A 6,842-nucleotide genomic window follows, 5' to 3' on the forward strand; every position below is an offset into this window, starting at 1 on the left:
GTGCAACCCCGCCCGCAAGGGCACGATGATAACCCCGGACTCCAGTTATGACCGGAGGAGAAATGGGGAGCACGTCACGCCCCATAATCTCATAGCCGCGCGGTCCGCCCGCTTCGGTGGTCTTGACGCTCTGGCTGTCGATGACCGCCGCCGACGGCATCGGTTCTCGCCCTGTTCGGGCGCGGTCGACCTGGACAAGGCGATGGTTCAGGCTTTCAAATACCCCGCCATCGCGCAGAGTACAGAACCATCGGCAAACCGTGCGCCATGGCGGAAAGCTGTCGGGCAAAAGCCGCCAAGGGCAGCCTGCCCGCAACAAATAGAAAATGGCTTCGATGATTTCCCGCATCGGCCAACGCCGTCGCCGCCCGCAAGAGCATGGCGCAGGCAGATACGGCTCGATCAAATGCCATTCCGCGTCGGTAAGATCGCTTCCATAGCGAAGCTGCGCGCGGCTATGATGCGCGCGGGCGGTCGGGTTCCACATGATGGCTTCCAAGGTTGGTGTCGCAACCCCTCGGAATCATATCGAAACTCGATCGTCCACCATTACGATCCCGTTCCGAAACAGCCTCTGAGCTGAAGCACTTCCGCCGTGTCGCCACCAGATACGACAAGCTCGCCGACAACTTCCTCTCCATGGTCCAACTCGCCTCAATCCGCCTGTGGCTGCGCGTTTATGAGTCTATGACCTAGCAAGGAATGAAGCGCGATCCTCACGGTAGTGATCTGTTCGTATTCTGCGGCGACGTAGGGTCGTTGATCAAAATCATCTGGCATGATGGGATCAGCATGCCTTTATATGCCAAGCGCCTCGAGAAGGGGTGCTTCATTTCATTTGGCCCTCGGCCAAGGACGGCGTGGTGTCGCTGACGAGCTTGCAGCTGGCCTGCCTGCTCAATGGAGTCGATTGGCTATAGCTGGCGCCCCGCCAGCGCGGGATAGGAGCAAAGTTCCACTCGCACGTGTATTTTTCGCTTCAAGCAGGCGCGCTGTTGTGATTCCATCGCGGTTATGGACACCGCAGTTTCGCTCTTGCCGGACGACGTCGAAGCGCTCAAGGCGCTGGTCCCCGCCACGGCCCGCCAAGCCGAGGCGCGACTGGCCAACGCCGATGCCCTGGCGAGTACCACCGACCCACCTCAAGCTGCAGATCGCCAAGCCGAGACGCGAGCTGTACAGAGCCAGCGCCGAGCACAGCCGACGCTTGGCTCGTATGCGTCTGCATCCCTTGAAAGGTGAGAAATTTTTCTGGTTTGAAGATGCGAGCGACGAATTGCTGGACAGACTTTATCAGGAATGTATGGGCGTATTTCCCATATTGGCAGAAGGATTTGGTCTTCCCGTAGCTGAATCGCTGACATATGGCCGTCCCATTCTTGCCAGGGATTTGTCTGTGTTTCGAGAAGTGTCATCGCCGTTGATCAGTTACTTCAGAGACGATATGCAGGTTGATCTGGCTCGATCCATAGCTGATTGGCTAGGGAGTTTTGAGCAAGAACGAAAGCCTTGCCAGCATGAGGCATTAACGTGGCAAAAAGCCTGCAATGTCCTATTGAGGCATTTGAAAATTACGGCCTAGTTTCATTTTTGAGGAATCTATGAAGAAAGCTTTTGTAACAGGCGTTTCTGGACAGGATGGTGCCTACCTTGCTCAACTCCTGCTTGAAAAAGGATACCAAGTATATGGCGCTTTCCGGCGTACAAGTTCCGTAAACTTTTGGCGTATTGAAGAAATTGGCATTGAAAAGGACCCGAATTTTCATCTGGTGGAAAGCGATCTTACTGACCTCGGTAACTTTATTGATCTTTTAAGCCGGTACCAGCCCGATGAGGTCTATAATCTCGCGGCGCAAAGCTTTGTAGGCGTGAGTTTCGATCAACCCGTCACCACCGGCAAAATTACAGGTCTTGGCGCGCTCAACGTGCTGGAGGCAATCCGTTTGGTTAATCCGAAAATTCGGTTTTATCAGGCCAGCACCTCTGAAATGTTCGGCAAGGTACAGGCCATTCCTCAAAACGAAGCCACGCCTTTCTATCCCCGCAGTCCTTATGGTGTGGCAAAACTATATGCGCACTGGATGACGGTGAACTATCGGGAAAGCTATGAGATCTTCGCAGCCAGCGGCATTCTCTTCAACCATGAAAGCCCCTTGCGCGGACGCGAGTTCGTTACACGCAAAATTACTGACGCCGTCGCCAAGATAAAATTGGGCAAGCTCGATGTGTTGGAACTCGGCAATATCGATGCGAAACGCGACTGGGGGTTTGCCAAGGAATATGTCGAAGGCATGTGGCGTATGTTGCAGGCTGACCAGCCAGATACCTATGTGCTGGCGACCAACCGCATGCACACGGTGCGTGATTTTGTTTCGCTGGCATTCAAAGCTACCGGGGTCGATGTCGAATTCCGGGGCGCCGATGTTGATGAAACAGCGATCGATATCGCCACCGGCAAGACCGTTATGCGGATCAACCCGAAATTCCATCGTCCGGCGGAAGTCGATCTGCTGATCGGTGATGCCGGCAAAGCAAAGACCGATCTTGGGTGGGAAGCGAAAACCTCGCTTGAAGATCTGTGCGCCATGATGGTCAGCACTGACCTTGAACGCAATGAAAAAAATGCTTCTTTCTAACGCATCATTCCCTAGACGACCGATATTTACCGGCATTGCACGAAAGACTGGAAGGTAATCTATAATGACAAACGCCACCCCGGGTACTTTACAGTATCTTCTTAAAAAGGATGGCCAGACTTTCGTGCAAGCCTGTTATCGTGAAATCTTGCGTCGGGATCCAGATGAAGAGGGCCTAGTCAGCCATCTCGAGGCTTTGGGTGACGGAAAGTCAAAAGCGCGGATTGTCGCATCAATCGCCAGCAGTGATGAAGCCTGCCTGAATAATATGGCAACGTCTCAACTGGCCAGGGCAGCGCGGAAACAGGCTTTTCTGGAAAGTTGCGCCGTGATCTGGCCACTCAACACCATCATAGCCCCGTATATGGAAAAAAAGCGGATGGCTAAGATGCAGGATCGGCGTGCGGTCTTACTTGGGCAAATCAACGCCGGTCCTTCGGATGCCCCGGTCGGCACACAGCAGGCAGTGGAAACTATACGTGTAGCCGTTGCGGACTGGAGCGATCGGATAGCAAAAAGGCGGGCAACATACAGTAGCGGCAAGCGCGCAGAGACGATCAACAATCTCTGGTTCGATTTGACCACAGCATTGCAGTGGAATGGCGGTGTGGTTGGCATTGTACGTGCCGAACTGGAAATGGCGAGCGGCCTTGCCAGAATATATCCCAATCTGCGCCTTTCACTGCAGATTGACCAAGGCTTTGCAGAAATCTCGAAAACAGAGTTGCGCTGGCTTCTTGATGCCGAAAATGTCGCTGATGCCTATATGCACTTCTTTGCCCGTTATAAGGGAGCGACCGAGAAAGCGCAGACCGTGCATGTGGAGGCGCCCGATATCCAAGGATTTTTTCATCCATATGAATCTGGCGATGCCATTATCGCAGTAGGCTGGATGGATAGCCAGAAGGAACGCTTTTTTTCCATTGTGAAAAAAGAAGTTCCTGAATTTCATATATTCTACCTTGTCTACGATATTATCCTTTTACTTGAAGAAACAAAGCACTTCTATGATCCAGCCGGATGTGATCGCTTTGAACGCTATGTAGAATGGATTTCCTATAACTGCGACATGATCTTTTATGGCGGACGTACTGCGCAAATCGACACTGAAGCGTTGCAGAAGGACAAAGGATGGCCGACGCCGCCCGGCGTTCCGGTAAAATTCGGAACAGATATCGTCAAAAACTCGAATACATCCGATGATATTGGGTTGCTCAAGGGGCTTGGAATAAACAGGGATTTTATCATCATTGTCGGTTCTCTTGAGCCACGGAAAAATCATGAGATGCTTTATCGGGCCTATCTCATGGCACTGGAAATGGCTGATAACGATCTGCCGCAGTTGGTTTTCATCGGAAAACCGATGTGGCGGGTGGATGACATGCTTGATACCATCACGCGTCATCCCTGTCTTCAGGGCAAGCTGCTATGCCTGACACCTACGGATATGGAATTGGCCGCCCTTTACAAGAATTGTCGTTTCACGGTGCTGCCCAGCTTGTATGAAGGGTGGAGCCTGACCCTTCCAGAGAGCTTGGGACAGGGCAAGTTCTGCCTGTGTTCCGACACCCCTCCGCTGCGTGAGATTGGCGGCGATCTAGTTGATTATGTCGACACTTACGACGTGCGTGGATGGGCAGAAAAAATCATTCGATATTCGAAGGATGATGCTCTGCTTCAGGACTTCGAAAACAAGATCGCCAAAGGCTGGCCGACAATGAAATGGTCAGACACCGCGCAGATGCTGCTGAATGCAGCCCTGACATATGCGCCCACTGAATTGAACGCGCCCACTGCGCCCCCGGTTATCTGGATGGATTTAACCATGTCCTTCCTGGAATGGGAAGGCGGTATCAGTGGCATCGTACGTGCAGAGCTGGAATATGCCAAGCAACTGAAAGCAATCGATCCAAGAACCAGGTTCTTTGCATTTCAGCGAGGATACGATTATTTCTTCGAGATAGATGATACTTATTTATCATGGCTGTTTGACAGTACAGACTTGTCTCTTAGCTACGCGAATTTTCATAAATTTTGGGCGGATCATGAATCCGGTAACACCGGGCATCGTAATCCGTTTCGTCAACCTGGCAGCGATGGCAGATCATATCCTGGACATCGGGCCTATTTGTCGATCATCCCGCGCAATTCGATTATCTTCTTTGCGGGAATTGATTCTGACGGGACAGGGATTCTTTCCCGTGTAGCGAAGATTGACGATCTGATTCAGCCGGATCGTGAGGTGATGAAATCACAAACCATCTACGATCTTACGCCCATTTTGACTCCGCAATTTCATGTTCCGACAACCTGCGTGGGGTTCGGTGCCCTGTTTGATCATGTATCCAACCATTTCGATCACATTATATATGGCGGCCGCACAGCGCAGCGCGATGGCATTCTGGTCCAGGAACGTGAAGCCTGGACCATTCCGGCAAGTGATTTTGTTGAATTTGGATCAGACATCAGCACAGCCCAGCAGAGTGTGTCGGAAGAAGAGAGAGATGCCGCCATTTTGCAAAATCTCGGCATCAGCAGCGATTTTGCGATAACCGTTGGTACGGTCGAACCACGGAAAAACCATGAAACCCTTTATAAGGCATATCTTATCATGTTGAAAAAGGGCTTGCTGGACAAGCCGCTCCAGATCGTCTTTGTCGGAAAGAAGGGTTGGAAATCGTGGGATTTTCTCGCCTCGCTTGAACAGGATCAGCGCGTACGAGGCAAAATCCTTATCATGAGCCCGACCGACGAGGAACTGGATGTTCTATATCGGTATTGCAAATTCACGCTTTTACCTAGCTTCTATGAAGGGTGGAGCCTGACTTTACCTGAAAGCCTTTCTTATGGGAAAATGTGCCTTACATCCGACGTCGATCCACTGCGGGAAACGGGCAGGGATCTGGTAGAATATATCCATCCTCTCGATACCGCTCTCTGGGCGGAGCGTATTGCTTTTTACGCAAATGATCCGGCCAAGCTCAAACCATGGGAAAAGAAGATCGAAGAGCAATGGAAGGCCCGGACATGGCGGGAGTCCGCCGAAATGCTTCTGGAAGGGCTGCGCAATGCGCATTCTGCAATGATTGCTGATCAGAGAAGCCTTGTGCCGAAGAAGGAGCATGCATAATGGCACGGATATTGATCACAGGTGCCACGGGGTTCGTAGGTTCTTATCTCTATAAACTTTTGCAGCAGGATGGACATGAGTTGTTCGGTACCACCAAATCAAAGCCAAGTGGTAATATAGCTTATTGCAATATAGAGGATTTAGACGGAGTTGCAGCTCTTGTGAGCACAGTCTGTCCCGACATGATTGTACACTGCGCTGCTATTTCAAGCGTTACATCATCCTCAAATTACGAATATTATTTATCCAACACTGTTGGTACGGAAAACATTGTAAAAACTGCAGCTAGTATAAAGAGAAATACTAGATTTATCTTCATTAGCACTGCCGGAGTATATGGAAATCAAGACACAGACTGCTTATCAGAAAACTTGTGCCCTAAGCCTGTACATCATTATGGAATGAGCAAGTTTTGCTGTGAACGAGTTATTATCAACTATAAGGATGATATTGATTATACTATAGTTCGACCATTTAACATAATTGGAGAAGGGCAAAGCACGGATTTTATCGTTTCAAAACTGGCTCAGGCTTTTTCAGCAAGAAAACCTGTCCTGCGTCTAGGTAATATAGATGTTGATCGGGATTATATAGATATAGCGGAAGCTGGAGCGATTATCCGGCATATCATGTTTTCTCAAGAAGCTATAGGTGAAACCTATAATCTATGTTCAGGCAATCCTATCTCGCTGAAAGAATTGCTTGCGCTGTTTCAAAAACTCACCGGACATGACATCAAAATAGAAGTAGCTCCTGAATTTATGCGCAAGAATGAAGTCTGGCGCCTGACAGGGAATGCGACAAAGCTCAAGGCGCTTGTCAAGGATGCCGTTCCAACCGTACCAATCGAGCAGAGCATACAGCGCATCATTGCCGCACAGGAAGCCAGCCTTCGATAATCCGGCCTAGGTCATAGACTCATAAACGCCCAGCCACAGGCGGATTGAGGCGAGTTGGACCATGGCGAGGAAGTTGTCGGCGAGCTTGTCGTATCTGGTGTTGACGTGCTCCCCATTTCTCCTCCGGTCATAACTGGAGTCCGGGGTTATCATCGTGCCCTTGCGGGCGGGGTTGCA

The 6,842-nt window shown here is 50.7% G+C and carries 5 protein-coding genes and 3 pseudogenes; 6 read left to right on the forward strand and 2 right to left on the reverse strand.

What is annotated here, in order from left to right; genetic code table 11:
- On the reverse strand, positions 1-487 hold a 487-nt coding region (locus WFP78_RS23080; RefSeq protein ID WP_336966848.1), incomplete at its 3' end, for an IS5 family transposase.
- Positions 488-573: 86 nt separating this feature from the next.
- Here WFP78_RS23080 and WFP78_RS23085 point away from each other — a divergent pair.
- From WFP78_RS23085 to WFP78_RS23105, 6 genes and pseudogenes are all read left to right on the forward strand, one after another.
- Positions 574-696 (forward strand): annotated as a pseudogene (locus WFP78_RS23085) (IS5/IS1182 family transposase); the annotation flags it as partial.
- A gap of 6 nt (positions 697-702) precedes the next feature.
- Positions 703-873 carry an IS66 family insertion sequence element accessory protein TnpB gene (gene tnpB / locus WFP78_RS23515; protein WP_419723025.1) on the forward strand — a complete coding sequence of 57 codons (171 nt, stop codon included), beginning with the start codon at positions 703-705 and terminating at the stop codon, positions 871-873.
- A 141-nt stretch (positions 874-1,014) separates the two neighbouring features.
- Positions 1,015-1,210: pseudogene (locus WFP78_RS23090) on the forward strand (IS66 family transposase); the annotation flags it as partial.
- Positions 1,211-1,601: 391 nt separating this feature from the next.
- Positions 1,602-2,636, forward strand: coding sequence for a GDP-mannose 4,6-dehydratase (gene gmd, locus WFP78_RS23095; protein WP_336966850.1), 1,035 nt, complete (start codon positions 1,602-1,604; stop codon positions 2,634-2,636).
- 64 nt (positions 2,637-2,700) lie between these two features.
- Positions 2,701-5,766 (forward strand): glycosyltransferase, encoded by a 3,066-nt coding sequence (locus WFP78_RS23100; RefSeq protein ID WP_336966852.1) that lies wholly within the window; start codon positions 2,701-2,703, stop codon positions 5,764-5,766.
- Positions 5,766-6,665, forward strand: a complete 900-nt coding sequence (locus WFP78_RS23105) for an NAD-dependent epimerase/dehydratase family protein (RefSeq protein ID WP_336966854.1) — start codon at positions 5,766-5,768, stop codon at positions 6,663-6,665. Before WFP78_RS23100 ends, WFP78_RS23105 begins: the two co-directional genes overlap by 1 nt.
- Before the next feature lie 6 nt (positions 6,666-6,671).
- Here the strand turns inward: WFP78_RS23105 and WFP78_RS23110 are convergent.
- Positions 6,672-6,770, reverse strand: a pseudogene (locus WFP78_RS23110) (IS5/IS1182 family transposase); the annotation flags it as partial.
- Positions 6,771-6,842 lie beyond the last annotated feature (72 nt).

It is taken from the genome of Sphingobium aquiterrae (genome assembly GCF_037154135.1).
In the GTDB taxonomy this organism is placed as follows: Bacteria; Pseudomonadota; Alphaproteobacteria; order Sphingomonadales; family Sphingomonadaceae; genus Sphingobium; species Sphingobium aquiterrae.

Coding starts and splice junctions, on each gene's coding strand:
- WFP78_RS23100 (WP_336966852.1), top strand. CDS start 2,701: ATGACAAACGCCACCCCGGGTACTTTACAGTATCTTCTTAAAAAGGAT.
- gmd (WP_336966850.1), top strand. CDS start 1,602: ATGAAGAAAGCTTTTGTAACAGGCGTTTCTGGACAGGATGGTGCCTAC.
- tnpB (WP_419723025.1), top strand. CDS start 703: ATGAAGCGCGATCCTCACGGTAGTGATCTGTTCGTATTCTGCGGCGAC.
- WFP78_RS23105 (WP_336966854.1), top strand. CDS start 5,766: ATGGCACGGATATTGATCACAGGTGCCACGGGGTTCGTAGGTTCTTAT.